This window comes from Streptacidiphilus jiangxiensis, from assembly GCF_900109465.1.
In the GTDB taxonomy this organism is placed as follows: Bacteria; Actinomycetota; Actinomycetes; order Streptomycetales; family Streptomycetaceae; genus Streptacidiphilus; species Streptacidiphilus jiangxiensis.
On sequence record NZ_FOAZ01000007.1, the window covers coordinates 145640 to 163740 of the forward strand.

An 18101-nucleotide genomic window follows, 5' to 3' on the forward strand; every position below is an offset into this window, starting at 1 on the left:
TGCCGCGGTGCGGGCACCTTTGTCCGGTGCTCGCGGCCGCCTCCTCGGTCGCTGACGCGGATCGGGGCGGGCCCGCTCGTCATCGCATGTACGCGCGGACGACGCGGCGGTGGGCGCAGCCCTGGATGCGGTGCTATACGTGGAAACCGTGGCAGAGGCGGCAAGGGACCAAGGCGCGCGCGGGGAGTTCGTGAGCCGACTGGCCGGGGCGATCTCGTCCGTCACGGCCACGCACCCACTGCGGGTCGCCGTCGACGGGCCGCCCGCCTCCGGCAAGACCACGCTGGCCGACGAGCTCGCCGTCGTCCTGCGTGCGCACGGCCGCGACGTGATCCGCGCGACCATCGACGACTTCCTCGTCCCCCGCGCACAGCGCTACCGGCGCGGACGGTACTCGGCCGAAGGCTGCTACTTCGACGCTCACGACCGCGCTGCGCTGTGCCGGGTCCTGCTCGACCCGCTGGGCCCAGGCGGAGACCGCAGGTTCCGGCACGCGGTCTTCGACGGGGCCACCGACACCCCGTTGTCCCCGCCGGCCAGCACCGCAGCCGCCGACGCCGTACTGCTCTTCGACGGCGTCTTCCTGCTGCGCCCAGAACTCTTCGACCGGTGGGACCTGCGCATCTTCGTGTCCGTCCCGTTCGAGCAGACGGTGGATCGCGCCCGGGACCGAAGCACTGCGGTGACCGGATCCACCGCCGACACCGCCGACATCGAACGGTCGTGGCGCGAGCGCTACATCCCCGCCCAAGAGCTGTACTTCGCCGCGGCCCGCCCGACCGACCGCGCCGACATCATCGTGCACAACGATCAACTCGACCGGCCGACCTGGGAAGTCCGACCACACTGATCGGCACACGGGATTCGACGCCTGCTCGTTCGCCGCGGGGCCGGATGGCGTTCAGTAGTCCTGTGGCGGGTCGGTCACCTCGGCCACGAAGGCGTCCAGGTGCCCGCAGGCACGGCATCGGTGGACCGTTGCTGTTCCGGAGCGCCGCCGCCAGGCGTCTGTGAGCACGCCCATCCACTTCGTGGTCGTCGGCGGCCCGGAGTACCACTTGTCCAGTTGCCATCCGGCCCGCCCGTGCGGTTCCTCGGCGATGACTCCCGCTTCCAGGTCCTCGCCCCCGCAATGCGTGCAGTGCACCCTGCCCCCTCGTTCCGATCGTCCAGCGGAGCCGAGAGTACCGGGAGACGCAGCGCCTGCTGCCGGGCAGCGGGAACCGCGTTGCGGCGGGGGCCAAGCTGGCACGCATCCCCTACACGCCCACCCGAAGCCACTCCTTCGGGGAGGAACGGCACGAGTTCCGTCTTGGCCCCCGCCTCACCCCGGCTCCCGGCGCATCCGGTTCGGTGGCAGCTCGCTTGCTCGGCCTGGCCGCGTCAGGGAAAGAGTCAGCACCCGATCTCGTGGACACGGGCAGCCCGACCTGGTCCCACCTGGTGGTTCGCCCCTGCGGAAGGGCCGCGCGGCCGGCACCGGGACCGTGGCCGCGGTGCGTCCCTCGCGTGTCTCCGCTTCAGGCGCCGTGTTCGAGCAGTTCCTTCAGCCGCTGCTCGTTGCGCGGCAACTCCTTGCGTGCGCCGGGCCTGACCACCAGCGGGGTGAGGACCTTGCCCATGCCGTGGGTCTCGAAGTCGAGCGACAGGGTGACCCGCGAGCGCTCGCCGTTGTCGAGCGGCTCGATCAGGGCCGCGAAGTGTGGACGCACGGGGCCGTCCAGGCCGTGCGAGGTGATGCTGCGGGGTGGGTCCATCGCGTCGACCTGCGTGGTCATGGTGATCTCGCGTCGGTTGACGCGTCGCGTCACCACCGTCCGGGAGCCGACGTGCGGCGGCAGGTCGTCGGTCGGCCGCACGGAGACGACGCTCTCCTGCCACTCGCCCATGTGGGCCGGATCCACCAGGTAGGCGTAGACGTCCTCGGGACGACGCGCAATCTCGACACTTTCCTTGATCGTGGACATTGCTGCCCCCTTGCTTCGGATCTTCGAGATCGGGGACATTGTCCCACGACGGGGCGCGCGCGTCGCGGCCGTCGCGTGTCGTGCTGCGGCCTTCGTGCCCGGCTGGTTCATTGGAATGCACACACCGCCTGCCCGGATCGTCAGGATCGTGGAGGAGAGCGTCCATGGACGAGAACCCGTCGGTTGACTACGCGCGGCCGAGCATCGCCCGGGTCTACGACTTCTTCCTCGGTGGGGACCTCAACTCCGAGGCCGACCGGCAGGTCGCGGAGAAGATCCTGGAAGCGATGCCGGATCTGCCGGACATCCTGCGGGCGAACCGCGCTTTCGCCGTCCGGGCGGTCCGCTACCTCGTCGAGGCCGGGATCCGTCAGTTCCTCGACCTCGGCTCGGGCCTTGCCACCACGGGTGCCGCCCACGAGGTCGTCCGTGACGCGGGCGCGGACGCGCGCGTGCTGTACGTCGACAACGACCCGGTCGTGGCCGCCCACAACCGCCTGCTGGCCCCCGGGAGCAACTGCGCCGTCCTGCGTGCGGACCTGCGCGACACCGCCGAGGTGCTGGGCTCGCCGCAGGCCGCGGACCTGTTCGACTTCGACCAGCCCATCGGAGTCCTGATGATCGCGGTGCTGCACTTCGTCCCGCACGCGGACCGGCCCGGTGACATCGTCGCCCGCTACCGGGACGCCCTCGCGCCCGGCAGTTGCCTGGCGCTCACCCACGCCGAGAACGCCGAGCGGCGTCCCAGCACCTTCCAGGCGGCGCGCGTGTACTCCAAGGACGTCGCCGAGATCCACCTGCGCACCCGCACCGAGATCGCGGCGTTCCTGGACGGCTGGGACCTCGAGGCTCCCGGACTCGTGCCGGCCCCCGACTGGCATCCGGATCCGGCCACCCTGGTCCGGCCCACGGTCCGCCAGCACGGTGTAGCGGCCGTCGCCCGCAAACCACTCCCGTAGCCGCTGCGGTCGCGCTGCACAGGTGGCCGCAGGCCATGGGCGGCACCGGGCCGTGCCCGGCGCCCCGGGCAACGCCAACGACGCCACCACGTTCCGCCAGGTTTCCCGCACGATCAGCCGGGGCGACCCAGCAGCACGTCGAGAGCGACGCGCACCTCCCGCGCCTTGTCCTCGTCGCTCAGTCCGTCCCATCGAACGCTGGTCACCGCCCGGCCCGGATCGGGCCAGTCCCCGTCACGCGAACCCGCCGGGTGCACCTCGCCCGGCGGATCGCAGTACGGACAGAAACAGTGGCCCGCGAAGGCGAAGGCCGCACCGCGGCTGTCCGGGTCGAGACACCGGCTCGCGACTCCCCGAATCAAATCGCCCAAGGAATAGTCCGAGATGCCGCCGGCGCGAGGGTCGGCCTCCACCAGAGCACTGAACTCGTCCCAGAGCGGTGTCTCGCACGAGTCCCAGATCGCGATCTCCAAATTCGAGGAGTAGGCCACGAAGGTTCCGTAGAAGAAGGAACTGTCGAAGCCGGGCCCGTCGAACTCGGCGCCACAGCTCTCGCACCGGTACCGCCAAACGTCGAAGCGCACGGGCCGATGATGCCCACCTCCGTGTGAATGAGGAAGGGCGGGGCTCGTTCCCGGCGATGGCCGCGATCAAGTTGTGAGGGTGCAGGGGGCGAGGGCGCCGTTGGCCGGGGAGTGGCCCGCTGGACCTTCAGGCAGCGGACCGCGTGGTTCCGCGAGCCAGCCAGATGATCATTTGTCAGACCCGGCCCAGAGCCGGCGGCGCCCGCCGGGGGAGTGGGCTGCCGAGCTGAGCACCTGATGCGCCACCATGCGTCCGACGATCAGCAGCCAGGGGGCCATGCCCACGGGGACGACCCATCCCGTGTGCCAGCCGAACAGCCCGCCCAGCAACCGGACCGCGAGCCACACCAGGGCGCACGCGGCCACCATGAACGCGACCGCGACGGCCCACTTCCGCATCGTCACAACCCCTCCTCGGCGACGTTCGTCGATCTTCGCGCATCACCCGCTCAGTGCGTGCGCGAGTCTGCCGGATGGTCCTCGTCCGCGGCGCGGATCAGTTCCCGCACCTGGCCGGCCCGCGGGCTGCCGATCTCGGCGAGCACGGCGTAGGCCGCCTCCCAGGACGAGCGGGCCTCGTCGAGGCGGCCCATGGCCCGCAGCGCGGTGCCGAGGCCGGCGAGGCCGCGTCCGTACTGGTCGCGGTCGCCGACCTGCTGGGCGACCTGCTGCTGCTCGGCGTAGAGGGCGTGTGCGCGATCCGCCCGGTCGAGTTCCAGGTTCAGGTCGCCCAGATTGCTCAGCAGGATGCACTCCGCGCGCTGGTCGCCGCACTCCCGCGCAGCGTCCAACGCCCGCTCGGTGTGGTCGTAGGCCGCCTTGACGTCGCCGAGCTCGTAGTAGGTCACGCCGATGTTGACCTGGCAGGCCATCACGTGCCGACGGTCGTCGGCGTTGAGCGTGATGCTGCGTTCGAGGGGTTCGATCGCGTCCGCGGCCCGCTGACGGGTGTTGTTGAGCCGACCGAGCTCCAGCAGGGCCCAACTCTGGCCGCGTGGGTCATCGGCCTCCTGGTAGAGCTGCAGCGACTCGGTGATCAGCGCGTCCTGCTCCTCGTAGCGGCCCATGGCCGTCATCGCGGTGGCGGCCCCGAGCAGGTTCCATGCGGCCACGGTCTTGTCGTCGCGCGCTCGGGCGGCTTCCGCCCCGAGGAGGTGTGCCTCGATGCTGTCGACCCGGTGGAACCGCAGATTCCGGTAGTGGGCGAGGACGACCGGAAGCTGCCAGGTCGGTTCGTAGAGCTTCGCGTCCGCTGCCGCGCGGTGCACGGCGTCGAGGTTCTCGTGCTCCGCGTCGAGCCAGCTCAGCGCCGCCGCGTGGGAGTCGAAGGCCAGCGGTGCGACGTCGCCCGCGTCCGCGCGCTCGGGCAGGACCTTGGCCTTCATGGCCCTGGCCGCGTTGGACGCGGAGCAGAGGAACCATCGCGCCAGCCGCTCCAGCGCGGCCGGGCCCTCAGCGTCCGAATCCTCCGCCGCCGTCTCCAGGGCGTAGGCGCGCAGCAGGTCGTGGAGTTCGAAGCGGCCGGGCTTGCTCTGGCGGACCAGGTTCTCGTCCAGCAGCTGTTCGAGGGCGTCCTCGGCGGCGGTGACGGGGATGTTCGCGAGGGCGGCCACCACCTCCGGGGTGAAGTCGGGGCCGGGGTGCCGGCCGAGGAGCCGGAAGACGCGCTGCAGCGGTTCGGTGAGGTCCCGGTAGGAGAGGTCGAAGACCGGCCGGATCGCGCGCCCGCCGGCGCGGAGCGTCTCCAGGCGGCTGGTCTGCAGCCGGTCGGCCAGCTGGGCCAGGGTCCAGGCGGGGCGGGAGCGCAGCCGCGCCGCGGTCAGCGCCACGGCGAGCGGGAGGCGGTCGCAGTAGTCGACGATGCGTGCGGCGGCCTCGGGTTCGGCGGCGACGCGGTCGGGCCCGGTGATCCGGGCGAGCAGCTCGAGTGCCTCGGCGTCGGAGAAGGTGTCCAGCAGGTGCGGGGTGACGCCGTCCAGCCCGGCGAGACTGCGGCGGCTGGTGATCAGCACCAGGCAGGTGGGACCGGCAGGGATGAGATCGCGGACCTGGTCCTCGTCGGCGGCGTTGTCCAGCAGGACCAGCGCCTGACGGTTCCGCATCCGGTCCCGGTACATCACCGCCCGCTCGTCCATGCCGGCCGGGATCTGCTGGGCGGGCACGGCGAGTTGGCGCAGGAACGCCTCCAGGACCGCGGAGGGGTCCGCGGGCGGCAGGTCGGGGTCGAATCCGCGCAGGTTCACGTGCAGTTGGACGTCGGCGAAGTGCCCGGCGCGGACCAGCTCGTGGGCCGCGTGCACGGCGAGTTGGGTCTTGCCGACCCCGGCCATGCCCTCGATCGCCGAGATCACCACCGTCCTGGCCGCGTCGCCGTCACCCGGGTCCGTCGCGGCGGACACCAGACGGGCCAGCTCCTCGTGCCGTCCGGTGAAGGTCGCCAGATCCGTCGGCAGTTGGCCGAAGACGCCGACCGCGCCCGAGCCGCCGGTCTTGGCCTGGGCGTGAACGCGCACGCATGCGGTGTGCCACTGGCCGACCGTCGCCTCGTCCAGGCCGAGTGCGCGCACCACACCGACGACGAGATCCAGGTTCAGGCGGCGCCGGCCGGGCTGGAACATGTCGGCGATCGTGGACTTCGAGACCTGCTGCGCCGGTCGCAGCAGCGGCCCGACCCGCTTGGCCAGGTCCCGGAAGGACGGATCGCCGCCCCACACCCGCAGCCGGTCCAGCAGCCCGATGTAGTCCGCGAGGTCCGCGGCCCCCTGCGGGTCCGGCAGGCCGTCGGGCAGTCCCGCAGCCATGTCGCCTCCCCTGTTCCTCGTCGTCGTCAGGCCCTGGTGGGCCGCGCAAGTCTACTGTCCGGACAAGTCCGGGAAAGTGGCCGTCAGGGGGGTGGAGGCGACACCGTTGGCCATGGCCCGGGGGCGCGTCAGCCCGGGCGGCCCCGGCGTCAGGTGGGGCCGTTTCGCGGGCTCGTGAGCGTGTCGGGCCCGGAAGGGAGATGCCTGGTGAGGATGAGCAGCATCAGTGGCCGGGCCGGGGATCGGACCTGCGGCGGCGGGCGCCGGCTCCGGCGCGGCGGGCTGCGCACACTCGCCGGATGGCAGGGCGGAGCCCTGGTCGGGTGACGGCGGCCGCATGTTCGCGACCGCCTCAGTCGGCCAGGGCCCGTGCCGAGCCACTGCCGTGGTCGTACCGGTCCCACGGCCGCCGGTCTTCGCCGCGAGCAGCCGCCCCAGCGCCCGAGGAACCGCTCCGGGGGACCGGTGGCCGGCCCGGTGTCTCATGGGGCTGAGAACCCACAGGCCACAGGCGTGAGACGTCTCCGGGTCGTTCATGAGGCGACAGTTGATCCCTCCGGGTCCTCGCCCTCTGCCAACGTTGCCGATCGACACGAGCCTTCCCTCCGGGCAGCCGCCGGGAGAGCGCAGGCGAGAATCGGTCCTCTTGGAGAGTCATGAACATTCGCAAGATCGCCACCCTCGCGGGGGCAACCGTGCTCGCCCTCACCGCCGGCGTCGGCCTCGCCGGCACCGCCCACGCCGGCACCAGGGGCCAGCAGATCCTGCTTCTCAACAACACCGGCTACACCAGCAGCTTCTGGGTGTCCGGACGCGATCAGAACGGCAACTTCGCGGGCGGCTGCTTCGCCACCACCGGCTACCAGACCTGGGTCTCGGGCTGGTGGTGGACGGGGAACGTCACCGCCGCCGCCTACCACGGCACGACGAACTGCTCCGGCTCCGCGTACACGCAGACCGACGCCTACATCCCCACCTCCTCCAGCAACGACTGGCAGGCCGTCGCGGACGTGGTGCGCAGCATCAACGGCAACAACCAGATGATCGAGTTCTTCGACAACGAGCACATCGCCAACTCGGTGAAGGTGTCCGGCTACAACCAGGGCGGCATGCTGGTCAGCAACTGCTGGTCCACGCCCGGATGGGACACCCAGCTCAACGGCTGGTGGTGGAACGGCTCCGTCGGCATCGAGACGTACAGCAGCAGCAACTGCGGCGGCACCAGGAACGGCTACTTCACCTACCAGCTCGGTGGCGTCGACGGCTCCTGGTTCGGCGCCGCAGACTGACACGATGCGGAGCGGTATCCGCCCGGGTCGTGCGCTGGTCCTCCTCGCCGGCGGCGAGGAGGACTCGTCCGTCTCTCCGAACCGTTACCGGGCGAGCGGGATCCGACTTTTCCGGGGCCACAGGGGCACCGTGCAGCTCTTGACTTCGTGCTTCCGTTAGCGGAAACTAACCGTTAGTGGATGCTAACCAATCAGGAGACGGCTGGAGCGCCCTCGCGGACGGCACGCGGCGCGCCATCGTCAGCCGCCTTGCCGAGGGGCCGCAGGCCGTGGGGCAGATCGCCGCACAGCTGCCGGTCACCAGATCCGCGGTCTCCCAACACCTGAAGATCCTCAAGGACGCCGGCCTCGTCAGCGAGCAGGCGGTCGGCACGCGACGGATCTACCGGCTCAACCCCACGGCGGTGGCCGCGTTGCGAGACCAGCTCGACACCTTCTGGCAGCGGGCGCTCGCCGCCTACGCGGAGGTCGCCGAGCAGGCACCGGAGGAGAACCGATGACCAGCACCGAGACCACCGTGGTCAGCAGGCACGTCGTGGTCGACGCGGAGATCACCCAGGCCTTCAAGGCGTTCACGGAACGCTTCGGGGACTTCAAGCCCCCGGAGCACAACCTGCTCGGCGCGCCGATCGTCGAGACGGTCTTCGAGCCCAGCGTGGGCGGGCACATCTACGACCGGGCAGCGGACGGGAGCGAGTGCCGCTGGGCGCGCGTCCTGGTCTACGAGCCGCCGCACCGCGTCGTGTTCAGCTGGGACATCGGCCCGCAGTGGCAGATCGAGACCGACCCCGCACACACCAGCGAGGTGGAAGTCCGGTTCGTCGCGGACGGCGCGCACCGCACCCGGGTCGAACTGGAACACCGCCACCTGGACCGCCACGGCCCCGGTTGGCAGGCGGTCGGCGAGGGTGTCGGAGGAGACCAGGGCTGGCCCCTGTACCTGGCTCGCTATGCGGCCCTTTTCAGTGCCCGGACGCCAGCTTGATCACCACGACCACCGCTCCCACACCGAGATCCAGCAGGCCCGCGACGACCGCCGCGACCCGGCTCGCGCCCATGCGCAGGCCGGCCCGGCAGCCCCAGGTGAACAGCGCGGCGGCGCCGAGCCAGGTCGAGGTGTAGAGCGCGTCGACGAGCGGCAGTACCCCGAGAGCGGAGAGCCCGATGAGCAGGAGCGGCGCCAGGGCGCAACCGAGCAGCGGGCCGCTGACGTAGAGCAGTCGCCGCAGGTCCGCGCCGCGCGCCACCTCCCCGTACACGACACGGTGCGCCTGCTGGTCGGCGATGACCGTCGCGAGCCAGAGCCCCAGTGCGGTGGCGGTCACGGCGAGCGCGGCCATGGCGGGCGTCAGGTGCTCGGCCCGGGTGAGGCCGAGGGTGACGGCCATGACCGTCAGGGTCGCGTAGAGCTGCTCCTTCAGATTCTCGGCGACCACCGCCGGGGATCTCCCCGCAGGCGTCGCCCCCTTCGCCGGCCGGGGCTGCCGAGCGTCATCGGTCATGGACTCACGTTAGGGGCCGTTCTGACGGATCGACCGGTGACACGGCGGCCCGCTGCGGTTGCCGTTGCCGTTGCCGTTGCCGTTGCCGATGTCGGCCGTCGCCACAGCCGCGCCGAGCCGACCAGTGCCGACCGGCCCGTTCTTCTGCCCGGAGACAGGGAGCAGCCCCGGCCGCCTCCACGGCGCCCAGCGGTGAGCGCCCAGCGGTGAGCGGCCGGGGACGGGCGGCTCAGATTCCTTCCAGCACAGTCGCGTTGGCCAGGCCACCGGCCTCGCACATCGTCTGCAGGGCGTAGCGGGCGCCGCGTTCGCGCATGGCGTGCACGAGCGTGGTCATCAGCCGGGCGCCGCTCGCGCCGAGGGGGTGGCCGAGGGCGATCGCGCCGCCGTGGACGTTGAGGCGGGCGGGGTCCGCGCCGGTCTCGGCGAGCCAGGCGAGCGGGACGCTGGCGAAGGCCTCGTTGACCTCGAAGAGGTCGATGTCGTCGAGGCCCAGACCGGCGCGGTGCAGCACCTTCTGCGTGGCCGGGATGACCCCGGTCAGCATCATGATCGGGTCGGAGCCGGTGACGGCGAAGCTGTGCAGGCGAGCCAGGGGTCGCAGGCCCAGCCGCGCCGCGGTCTCGCTGCTGGTGATCAGCAGTGCGGAGGCGCCGTCGTTCGTCGGGCTGCTGTTGCCCGCGGTGACGGACCAGTCGATCTGCGGGAAGCGCCGGGCAAAGCCCTCGTCGGCGAAGGCGGGCCGCAGCGAGGCCAGGATCTCCGGGGTGGTGCTCGGGCGGACGCTCTCGTCCCGGGTGACGAGCCTGCCCTCGGGCGTGGTCAGCGGTGCGGTCTCGGCGTCGAAGAGGCCCGCGTCCCAGGCGCGGGCCGCCTTGGCATGGGAGTCGACGGAGAAGGCGTCCATCGCCACGCGGTCCAGCTTCCAGTGCGCGGCGATCAGTTCGGCGCTGATTCCCTGCGGGACGAGGCCCTCGGGGTAGCGGGCGGCGATGCCCGGGCCGAAGGGATCGGCGCCCGCCGGCACGTTGGACCACATCGGGACCCGGCTCATCGACTCGACACCGCAGGCGACGACGATGTCGTAGGTGCCGGCGATGACGCCCTGCGCGGCGAAGTGCACGGCCTGCTGCGAGGAGCCGCACTGCCGGTCCACCGTGGTCGCCGGGACGGTCTCGGGCAGGCCGGCCGAGAGCCAGGCGTAGCGGGTGGTGTTCATGGCCTGCTCGCCGACCTGGTCGACGGTGCCGCCCACCACGTCGTCGACCAGGACGGGGTCGATCCCGCTGCGCTCGACCAGGGTGCGCAGGGTGTGCGCGAGCAGCTCGACGGGGTGCACGGTGGACAGTGCGCCGCCCGGCTTGCCCTTGCCGATCGGCGTGCGAACGGCCTCGACGATCACTGCGTCCCTCATGACGGCCTCCCCTTGGCCTCAGGTCCTACTAGTGAGTAGGAAAACTGGATCCACTATAAGCGCGCTAGTGGGAAAAGCAAACCCACTCCGCGTAGACTCCTCCCATGACGCCCACCCGCCCGAGTGCCGCCAAGCCGCAGCCGCGTCCCTGCTCGATCGCCGACGCGCTGGGCGTCGTCGGCGACAAGTACGCGCTCCTCGTGCTGCGCGAGGCGCTGTTCGGGGTCTGGCGCTTCGACGCGATCGCGCGCAACACCGGTGCCCCGCGCGACATCCTGACGGCGCGACTGCGCAAGCTCGTCGAGGCCGGCGTGCTGGAGAAGGTCCCCTATCAGGACCGTCCGGTGCGCTACGAGTACCGGCCGACGCCGGCGGGGCGTGAGCTCCAGCCGGTACTGCTGCTGCTGAAGGAGTGGGGCGACCGCCACCTCGCCGAGACGCCACCCCTGGTCTGGGAGCACGACTGCGGCGCGGACGTCCATCCCCAGGTCTGCTGCCGCGCCTGCGGCGAGGAACTGCGCCGCGGCTCGGTCACCCCGCACTACCTGGCCCCCGGCTGGTCCCTCACCGGCCCGGTCGACGAGGGATAGCTCCAGGCTGCCTCTCGGGCGTGGCGGGCGAAGGGACGGGCACGGAGCATTTCCGGCCATTGTCGGCACGGATGCCGTTGCGTACTACACCTACGCGAGGCGGTGGACTACGTTGGCGACGTAGTTAGGTGTCCATGCCATCCAGTGGGGAGAGCCGCATTGCGTGTCAGCGTCGACCCAGGCCGTTGCTGCAGTTCCGGACAGTGCGTCACGGCCGTCCCCGAGGTGTTCGACCAGTCCGAGGACGACGGGGTCGTTCTGCTGATCCAGCCCGAGCCCCCGGCGGACCTGCGGTCCGCCGTCCGCACTGCGGCGGCCATCTGCCCGGGCCGGGCCATCACCGTGCACGAGCCCTGAGCGGCCCTGCAGGGCCCGCCCGCCGGGCCGCCGGGCCGTGGAACCGTGGAACCGTGGAGGAGAACCACCCGTGACCGCTGTGGATCCGATCGACGCCCTCACCTACCCGGCCGCCCGCGGGGGCTGCCCGTTCGCCCCACCGCCCGCCTACCAGGAGGCCCTGGAGCAGCGGCCGGTCACCCGCATCTCGCTGTGGGACGGCTCCCGGGCCTGGCTCGTCACCCGGCACGAGGACGTCCGCGCCGTCATGGGCGACCGGAGGTTCAGCGCCGACGCGCGCAAGCCCGGCTTTCCGTTCCTCAGCGACGGACGCCGGGAACTGGCGGCGCAGAACCCGTCCTTCATCCGGATGGACGATCCCGAACACGCCAGGTTCCGCCGCATGCTGACGGGCGACTTCATCATCAAGCGGGTGGAGGCGCTGCGTCCCGCGATCCAGCGGATCGTCGACGGCTTCCTCGACGAGATGACCTCTCACCACCCTCCGGCCGATCTGGTCGCGGAGTTCGCGCTGCCGGTGCCGTCGCTGGTCATCTGCATGCTGCTGGGCGTGCCGTACCAGGACCACGCCTACTTCCAGGAGCGCAGCCGGATCCTGCTGCGCAACCACAGCACCGCGGCGCAGGTGCGCCGAGCGCGCGACGAACTCTCCGACTATCTGCAGGAGTTGGCGAAGCGCAAGGAGCTTGAGCCGGACGAGCACATCATCAGCAAACTGATCGCCCGCGGGGACCTCACCCGTGAGGAGGTGGCCGGCATGAGCCTGCTGCTGCTCGTCGCGGGCCACGAGACCACCGCCAACATGACCGCGCTGTCCACGCTGGCCCTGCTGCGCGACCCGGCCCAGCTGGCCCGACTCCGCGAGGATCCGACCCTGATCAAGGGTGCGGTGGAGGAACTGCTGCGTTTCCTCAGCATCGTCCAGGGCGGCACCCTCCGGGTGGCCGTGGAGAGTGCGGAGATCGGCGGCACCACCATCGAGGCGGGGGAGGGCGTGATCTGCATGCTCTCCACCGCCAACCGGGACAGCTCGGTCTTCGCCACACCCGAAGCCCTCGACGTCGGACGCGACGCCCGGCGCCACGTCGCCTTCGGGTTCGGGGTGCACCAGTGCCTCGGACAGCCACTGGCCAGGTTGGAGCTGCAGATCGCCCTGGAGACCCTCATCCGGCGCCTGCCGGACCTGCGGCTCGCGGTGCCTTTCGAGGACGTGCGGTTCCGGACGGACACCGCCGTCCACGGCTTGGAGGAACTCCCCGTCACCTGGTGAGCCGCGCCGCCGATTCGAGGCACCGGCCGCGCCGCGGGTCCGCAGGCACCGGCCGCGCTGTCGCCCGGGGGGTCAGTTGCTGCCGGCCCTGCGCAAGGGCTGGTCCGCGACCCACCGGTCGACATCGTCGGCTTCCCGGCGCTCGGCGCTCGCCACGGCGGCAGCCTCCGCGGCGTTACGACACGCGTGCCGCAGAAGCCCCTCGTGCTCGAGCGCGGCGAGGACACGGACGGCGTGCCCCGCGATCGAGCGCAGCACGTTCCACGGACCGTCGAGCGCGAACATGCTGTCGTCCTCCAACGTGGCCATCAACCCGCACGCCCGGGCCCATGTGGCCACCGGCGGCCTGGCCGACGCTACTCGCCTGAACGGCGCGCGCCCTGTGACGCGCCCCGCGACTGGCCCGAACGGGGGTCGCGGCGGCCGGAACGGTCACTGTCGGTGGCCGCCGGCGGCTGACCCACCTGCATCGGGCAGTCGCCGCCGTGGGCTTGAGCGGTCGCAACCCTGCCGCCGCCGCTCGGACTGCCGGCCCGGCATGGATGAGATCGCGCGGCCCGTGGTCGGGGGCACGGGACGCTGCCCCGGACCGTCGGCGACCGCGGATGCGATCAAGCGGGCCTCGTCGCAGCCTTGAGCGGGGCCCGGTCAGTGCGAGTGGCACCCGCCCACCGGACCGGCCCGGCCTCTCGTGCACGGGCCCACCGGCCACGAAGAGCAGGTGACACGCATGGCCGACGCGTTCGACGAGGCCACCGACGCGCTCTACGCGCTGCCGCCGAGCGAGTTCACCGCCGCCCGCAACGAGGCCGCTGACCGGGCCAAGCAGGCCGGCGACCGTGCGCTCGCGCAGCGCATCGCCGCGCTGCGCCGTCCGACCGCCGCCGCGCACGCGCTCAACCGTCTGGCGCGGGCGCATCCGGACCAGGTCGAGCAGTTGCGCGCGCTCGGCAGGGGCCTGCGCGACGCGCAGGCGCGGCTGCAGGGGCCCCGTCTGCGTGAACTCGCCGCCCAGCGCACCGCCCTCGTCCAGGCCGTCGCCACCCAGGCCCGGCAGGAAGCCGCCCAGGCCGGACAGCCGGTCGGCGGCCAGGCCGCGGACGAGCTCGACCAGACCCTGCGCGCCGTCCTCGCCGACGAGGCCGCAGCCGAGGTGTTCGCCGCGGGCCGCCTGGCGCACGCTCTCGCGCCCGCCAGTACCCTCCCGGATCTGCCGGCCGACGCCCCTGCCCGAGCGTCGGCCCGCCCGGCCGGCCGGGCCCGCACGGCCGACCCCGACAAACCCTCGGGACACCGCGCTTCCGACCAGGCCGCACGGGACCGCGCCGCCGAGGCGAAGCAGCAGCTCGCCGACGCCCAACAGGAGCTGCACCGCCTGAAGGCGGGCCAACGCGCGGCACAAGCCGCCTCGAAGCGCGCCCGTACCCGCGCCGAGCAACTCACCGACCAGGCCGGGGCGGCCCGGGACCGGCTCCGGCGCGCAGAGCAGAGCCTCGCCGAGGCCCGCGAAGCGCTCGACGGGGCCGAGCAGCAGGCCTCCACCGCGCAGGCCGAGGCGACCGTGGCCGCCCGGCAGGCCGAGGAGGTCCGCGCCAGGCTCGACGAACAGCAGCGCGCAGTCGAGTGCGCGCGTCGCGAGGCGGACACGAGCGGGTGAACGCACTGTCTGCGTGCCGACGACCTGGCAGGGCGGTCGAGGCGAAAGCCGTCAGGCGCCGGGCGCAGCGCCACCGGTACGTGGCGTCGGTGATCGGTTCGCTCCAGCCCCGAGGGAACCCGAGGCTCGGCGGACGAAGCATCACGCGCGGTTCGGCCTGCGCCGCCGCCCCCATCCGGGCGAGTCGGGATCCATTCGGAAGAGTCGCCGTGTCTGCCACAGGAGGAGGATGCCGACAACCCCGGCCGACGCTGCCGCCCAGGGTTCGCGGTGGACGGCACCGGGTTCCTGCACGCCGCTGGGATCGGAGGCTTGGTAGACCACGGTGATGCGGTCGCCGACGCTGATGCCGTCCGGCAGGCCGTAGGACCACTCCACGATCGACCTGTGGTCGGGGGTGTCGAAGGCGATCCGGTACGCGGAGCCGTGACCCAGACGGGCCTTCTCCAGCACTCGGGCGGTGGTACGCACGCCGCGGGCGTTCAAGGAGTCCGCTTCGAGCCACATCCCCGCGGCGGCGACGAACATGCCGAGGGCGAGCACGAGCGTGAGGCAGACCATCGCCCACTGCGCCCCTCCCCGCCCGCTGCGCTCCCTCGGGTCGTCCACAGGCGAAGCATGGCGGTGGCCCCTTGAACTTTCCAGATGACCGTCATGGGTGGTCGGGGATCCTGCGATCCCGTCCGAACGGGTGGACTCGCAGGGGCCGGGAGTGGACGCTCGTCGCGGCGCGGTGCGCGGGTGGTGATCTGGTCGTCGGATCCCGTGACCTTGGAAGAGGAACCCGCAATGCGATGCACCCCCCGCCGCAGGCTCTTCGCCCTGACACTTGCCCTGGCGGCAGTGCTGGCCCCCATCGCGGTGGGCCCGGCGACGCCCGTCCAGGCCGCGACCGCCACCGGCGACCACACGAACCCCTGCCCGCCCGACCGGCTCGGCCCCGAGGTGGCCGCCCGGCTGGACCGAGCGATCGAGGACGTCCGACGGCAGGCGAAGATCCCGGGCGTCGTGGTCGGGCTGTGGATGCCGGGCCGGGGCAGCTACGTCCGCGCGACCGGCGTCGCCGACACCTCCACCGGTGCGCGCATGCGTGAGGACTCGTTCTTCCGGATCGGCAGCGAGACCAAGACCTTCACCGTGACCGCGCTGCTGGAACTCGTGGACGACGGTCTGGTCCGACTGGACGACCCCATCTCCGCATACGTCCGTGGCGTGCCGCGCGGCACCGAAATCAGCCTGCGTCAGCTCGCGGAGATGCGTAGCGGACTGTTCCCCTACTCCTTGGACAAGGGCTTCGCGCACGACCTGCTCAGCGATCCGACACGCAGCTTCACCCCGCAGCAGGTGCTCGCCTACGGGTACCGGCACCGGAACACCTTCGACCCCGGCGCCCGGTTCCAGTACTCCAACTCCAATCTGGTACTGCTGGGCCTGGTGGTCGAGAAGGTCAGCCACATGCGCCTGGCCGACTTCCTACGCGAGCGGGTACTGCGCCCGGCCCACCTGCACGACACGCTGCTCCCGCACGGGGCCGAGTTCCCGGCACCGCACCCGCACGGCTACACCGACCAGACCCTGAGCGGCGCGACCGAGGACGCCACGCACTGGAACCCCAGTTGGGGCTGGGCGGCGGGTGCGATGATCTCGAACCTGCGGGACCTGCGCAGCTGGGCGGTGACCGTCGCCACCGGGCGCCTGCTGAGCCCGCAGACCCAGGCCCAGCGGCTGACCACGCTGCCGACCGGCTTCCCGGGCACCAGCTACGGTCTCGGCATCTTCGACTCCAACGGGTGGATCGGACACAACGGCTCCATCCCCGGCTACGAGTCGGTGACCGTCTACCTGCCCGCGGAGCGAGCCACGCTCGTCATCCTGATCAACACTGACTCCAGCAGCCAGGGCCAGGAGCCCTCCACCCTGCTCGCCCGTGCGATCACCGGCATCGTCACCCCGGACCACGTCTACGACGGCTCGTCCACCACCAACTGAGCACGGGGGCAGTTCGCCGAATGCTCAAGCCGGTGGCCGCACGCGACCTCCGCGAGGTCTCGCGGAGGTCGCGTGAGGCTCAGCCCTCGAAGGTCCGTTCGTTGATCAGGTCGAGGTTGCGGAACGCGGGGGGACCGTCGCAGAGCGCGGCGAGCTGCGCTGCGAACTCTGCCGTCTCGGGACGGTTGGAGTTGTCCATGGCCTGCTCGTAGGAGGGAAACTCCACGATGTTCAGGTACACGTTGTCCTGGTCGCGGTCGCGGACCTGCACAGCGCGGGTCACCAGTCGATGGCCTTCGTTCTTCTCGACCCAGGCGTCCAGGAGGGCGTTGAAGTCGTCGATGCGACTGGTCTTGAACTCAATGATCTGTACGAATTTCATGGCTCGGCTTTCTCGGCTCGGATCGGCTCGGCTCGGATCGGTTCGGCGGGAGGGCGAGTGAGCTGCCCCCTCCAGAGTCCGCCGGTATGGCCCGGTGCGCGCGTCGCCTCACCCTTTTTGGGCCCACGTGGAACGGATGACCTTGGGAGCGCATGGTTGACGTGTGGGAGAACCGAAGGAAAGCGGCGCTCTGTGGTCGTCATGGCGCAGTCGTCCTGTGCTGGCCTTGATTCCTTTCGGGTTCGTCGTTGCGGTCACGGTCTTCGACCTGGTGACCCCCGACGACGTTCACTACGGTGTGCTGCTCATCCTGGCGCCCATGATCGCGGCGATGGTCGGAGGGCCGTGGCTCACCGCAGGGGTAGGACTCCTCGCCGTCTGTGTCCAGGCCTACATTGCCGCCCATCTGAACGTGCTGGCCGTGCACCGCGACGAGGCCCTTCAGATCATCGCCACGACGGCGCTCTCCACGCTGGTCGTGGCCCTGTCCCGGATCCGTGAGCGCCGCCTGCGGCAGATGGAGCAGATCCGGTCCGTGTCGGAAGCCGCTCAGCGCGCCCTCATGCGGCCCTTGCCCAACCGTCTTGGCCCGCTGCGGGTCGCTTCGTTCTACCTGGCCGCCGCCGACCAGGCCGAGATCGGCGGGGACCTGTACACCGCCACCCTCATCCCGGGCGCCGCCCGCATGATCATCGGCGATGTGCGCGGCAAGGGCCTGACCGCCGTCGGCGAGTCCGCGCTGCTGATCGGCGCGTTCCGCCAGGCTGCCGACAGCCACGCCTCCTTGGGGGAACTGGCGGCAGCGCTCGACCTCAGCGTCAGCCGTTACCTTGCCGATTTCGTCGACGACTACGCACATGCCGCTGAGCACTTCATTACGGCGCTGCTCCTGCACATCCCCGGTAACGCGGCGACCGTGGAGATCACCAACTGCGGACACCCGCCGCCCCTACTGATCCACAACGGCGAGGTTCGGTTCCTCGACAGCTCCAACCCCGTCCCGCCGCTGGGCATGCACGTGCTGTCCGTGACCGGCTACACGGCCGACACGTTCGCCTTCGAGGCCGGCGACACCCTCCTGCTGTACACCGACGGGGTCATCGAGGCCCGGAACCGGGACGGAGAGTTCTACCCGCTGCCGGAACGGGTCGAGCAGTGGGCCGGGGGTACACCGGAGGTCCTGGTGGAACGCCTCAAGCACGACCTGCTCGGCCACTGCGGCGGGCGACTCGGTGACGACGCGGCTGCCATAGCGATCAGGAGACCCGAGGCCGGAGACTGAGGGCCGGGCCCCAGCCCCGAGTCCGACCTCGCGCACATCCTGGGAGCTGTCCGGCCGA

General features: G+C 71.4%; 21 protein-coding genes. 11 read left to right on the plus strand and 10 right to left on the minus strand.

All coding sequences use genetic code 11. The features are described 5' to 3' along the window. Positions 1–190 precede the first annotated feature (190 nt). Positions 191–850: a cytidylate kinase family protein gene (locus tag BMY61_RS15650; protein ID WP_236655853.1), complete on the plus strand. Its 660-nt coding sequence runs from the start codon at positions 191–193 to the stop codon at positions 848–850. A gap of 51 nt (positions 851–901) precedes the next feature. Here the strand turns inward: BMY61_RS15650 and BMY61_RS15655 are convergent, their stop codons facing one another. Together BMY61_RS15655 and BMY61_RS15660 are read right to left on the minus strand one after the other, a co-directional pair. Then, positions 902–1147, minus strand: coding sequence for a hypothetical protein (locus BMY61_RS15655; RefSeq protein ID WP_042442691.1), 246 nt, complete (start codon positions 1145–1147; stop codon positions 902–904). Between the two features lie 373 nt (positions 1148–1520). Next, the gene (locus BMY61_RS15660) at positions 1521–1967 is read right to left on the minus strand and encodes an SRPBCC family protein (RefSeq protein WP_042442693.1); all 447 of its coding nucleotides are present in this window, start codon (positions 1965–1967) and stop codon (positions 1521–1523) included. 164 nt (positions 1968–2131) lie between these two features. On the opposite strand from BMY61_RS15660, the gene BMY61_RS15665 reads away from it, so the two are divergent. Next, positions 2132–2926 (plus strand): SAM-dependent methyltransferase, encoded by a 795-nt coding sequence (locus BMY61_RS15665; protein WP_042442695.1) that lies wholly within the window; start codon positions 2132–2134, stop codon positions 2924–2926. Positions 2927–3039: 113 nt separating this feature from the next. Here the strand turns inward: BMY61_RS15665 and BMY61_RS15670 are convergent, their stop codons facing one another. The 3 genes from BMY61_RS15670 to BMY61_RS15680 all read right to left on the minus strand — a co-directional run bounded on the left by BMY61_RS15670 (position 3040) and on the right by BMY61_RS15680 (position 6311). Then, positions 3040–3510, minus strand: coding sequence for a hypothetical protein (locus BMY61_RS15670; protein WP_042442697.1), 471 nt, complete (start codon positions 3508–3510; stop codon positions 3040–3042). A 168-nt stretch (positions 3511–3678) separates the two neighbouring features. Then, positions 3679–3915, minus strand: a complete 237-nt coding sequence (locus tag BMY61_RS15675) for a hypothetical protein (protein ID WP_075003920.1) — start codon at positions 3913–3915, stop codon at positions 3679–3681. 44 nt (positions 3916–3959) lie between these two features. Further along, positions 3960–6311 carry an ATP-binding protein gene (locus tag BMY61_RS15680; protein ID WP_052438317.1) on the minus strand — a complete coding sequence of 784 codons (2352 nt, stop codon included), beginning with the start codon at positions 6309–6311 and terminating at the stop codon, positions 3960–3962. A gap of 656 nt (positions 6312–6967) precedes the next feature. Here BMY61_RS15680 and BMY61_RS15685 point away from each other — a divergent pair. The 3 genes from BMY61_RS15685 to BMY61_RS15695 all read left to right on the plus strand — a co-directional run bounded on the left by BMY61_RS15685 (position 6968) and on the right by BMY61_RS15695 (position 8585). After that, positions 6968–7600, plus strand: a complete 633-nt coding sequence (locus BMY61_RS15685) for a hypothetical protein (RefSeq protein WP_052438318.1) — start codon at positions 6968–6970, stop codon at positions 7598–7600. A 176-nt stretch (positions 7601–7776) separates the two neighbouring features. Next, complete coding sequence (locus BMY61_RS15690; protein WP_042442701.1) at positions 7777–8100, plus strand: ArsR/SmtB family transcription factor; 324 nt, start codon at positions 7777–7779, stop codon at positions 8098–8100. Next, entirely contained in the window at positions 8097–8585 is a 489-nt protein-coding gene (locus BMY61_RS15695; RefSeq protein ID WP_042442702.1) for an SRPBCC family protein, read from the plus strand. Before BMY61_RS15690 ends, BMY61_RS15695 begins: the two co-directional genes overlap by 4 nt. Here BMY61_RS15695 and BMY61_RS15700 read toward each other — a convergent pair. Further along, the gene (locus tag BMY61_RS15700) at positions 8563–9102 is read right to left on the minus strand and encodes a hypothetical protein (RefSeq protein ID WP_042442704.1); all 540 of its coding nucleotides are present in this window, start codon (positions 9100–9102) and stop codon (positions 8563–8565) included. The genes BMY61_RS15695 and BMY61_RS15700 overlap by 23 nt on opposite strands. Positions 9103–9331: 229 nt before the next feature. Continuing rightward, entirely contained in the window at positions 9332–10516 is a 1185-nt protein-coding gene (locus BMY61_RS15705) for a thiolase family protein (protein ID WP_042442706.1), read from the minus strand. A gap of 104 nt (positions 10517–10620) precedes the next feature. On the opposite strand from BMY61_RS15705, the gene BMY61_RS15710 reads away from it, so the two are divergent. From BMY61_RS15710 to BMY61_RS15720, 3 genes are all read left to right on the plus strand, one after another. Beyond that, on the plus strand, positions 10621–11106 hold the full coding sequence (locus BMY61_RS15710) for a winged helix-turn-helix transcriptional regulator (protein ID WP_042442708.1): 486 nt from the start codon (positions 10621–10623) through the stop codon (positions 11104–11106). Between the two features lie 144 nt (positions 11107–11250). Continuing rightward, the gene (locus tag BMY61_RS15715; RefSeq protein WP_425314688.1) at positions 11251–11463 is read left to right on the plus strand and encodes a ferredoxin; all 213 of its coding nucleotides are present in this window, start codon (positions 11251–11253) and stop codon (positions 11461–11463) included. Positions 11464–11533: 70 nt separating this feature from the next. Then, positions 11534–12733, plus strand: coding sequence for a cytochrome P450 (locus tag BMY61_RS15720; RefSeq protein WP_042442711.1), 1200 nt, complete (start codon positions 11534–11536; stop codon positions 12731–12733). Between the two features lie 72 nt (positions 12734–12805). Here the strand turns inward: BMY61_RS15720 and BMY61_RS15725 are convergent, their stop codons facing one another. Then, positions 12806–13018 (minus strand): hypothetical protein, encoded by a 213-nt coding sequence (locus BMY61_RS15725; protein ID WP_143094363.1) that lies wholly within the window; start codon positions 13016–13018, stop codon positions 12806–12808. A 445-nt stretch (positions 13019–13463) separates the two neighbouring features. Here BMY61_RS15725 and BMY61_RS15730 point away from each other — a divergent pair, with 445 nt between their 5' ends. Continuing rightward, on the plus strand, positions 13464–14390 hold the full coding sequence (locus tag BMY61_RS15730; protein WP_042442715.1) for a coiled-coil domain-containing protein: 927 nt from the start codon (positions 13464–13466) through the stop codon (positions 14388–14390). 141 nt (positions 14391–14531) lie between these two features. On the opposite strand, the gene BMY61_RS15735 is transcribed toward BMY61_RS15730, so the two are convergent. Next, positions 14532–14999 carry a DUF3592 domain-containing protein gene (locus BMY61_RS15735; protein ID WP_143094364.1) on the minus strand — a complete coding sequence of 156 codons (468 nt, stop codon included), beginning with the start codon at positions 14997–14999 and terminating at the stop codon, positions 14532–14534. A gap of 180 nt (positions 15000–15179) precedes the next feature. On the opposite strand from BMY61_RS15735, the gene BMY61_RS15740 reads away from it, so the two are divergent. Continuing rightward, positions 15180–16379 carry a serine hydrolase domain-containing protein gene (locus BMY61_RS15740; protein ID WP_042442721.1) on the plus strand — a complete coding sequence of 400 codons (1200 nt, stop codon included), beginning with the start codon at positions 15180–15182 and terminating at the stop codon, positions 16377–16379. 79 nt (positions 16380–16458) lie between these two features. Here the strand turns inward: BMY61_RS15740 and BMY61_RS15745 are convergent, their stop codons facing one another. Continuing rightward, the gene (locus tag BMY61_RS15745) at positions 16459–16761 is read right to left on the minus strand and encodes a DUF1330 domain-containing protein (protein ID WP_042442722.1); all 303 of its coding nucleotides are present in this window, start codon (positions 16759–16761) and stop codon (positions 16459–16461) included. A gap of 217 nt (positions 16762–16978) precedes the next feature. Between BMY61_RS15745 and BMY61_RS15750 the strand changes: the two genes are divergently transcribed. Continuing rightward, entirely contained in the window at positions 16979–18043 is a 1065-nt protein-coding gene (locus tag BMY61_RS15750; RefSeq protein ID WP_236655854.1) for a PP2C family protein-serine/threonine phosphatase, read from the plus strand. Positions 18044–18101: the final 58 nt, after the last annotated feature.